We start from the raw sequence: 399 nt of genomic DNA, 5'->3' as shown, positions 1-399 counted from the left end.
CGTGAGCCGGTCTTGAAGTACAAAGGATTGAGCAGTGATCAAATCATCAAGTTCACTGGTTTGAAGTCAGCAAAAGAATGCCCAACTCAGTTGCGGCGTATCGGTTACCGAGACAAAGAAACCGGCAAACATTATGTGTTTCTAACCAACAATTTCAAGCTATCAGCCAAAACCATTGCTGATATCTATAAGGCACGCTGGCAGGTAGAGTTGTTCTTCAAATGGATTAAACAGAATCTGAAAATCAAGACTTTTGTTGGGACAAGCAAGAATGCAGTCATGACTCAGGTTTGGATCGCTGTATGCGTATATTTGCTATTAGCATTCATCAAATTTCAGTCAAAAATGAGCAAAAGCATGCAACAAATTCTGCGATTATTGCAGCTCAATTTGTTTGAA

The 399-nt window shown here is 39.8% G+C and carries 1 protein-coding gene; it reads left to right on the top strand.

Annotated features, from left to right (window positions below; genetic code table 11):
* The coding region (locus tag C7H79_RS17460; protein WP_147383679.1) for a transposase at positions 1-399 on the top strand (399 nt) is incomplete at both ends.

Source organism: Nitrosomonas supralitoralis, from assembly GCF_003011925.2.
Classification (GTDB): domain Bacteria; phylum Pseudomonadota; class Gammaproteobacteria; order Burkholderiales; family Nitrosomonadaceae; genus Nitrosomonas; species Nitrosomonas supralitoralis.
The sequence above is the reverse complement of the archived record's forward strand: the minus strand, read 5'-3'. Positions and strand labels throughout refer to the sequence as shown.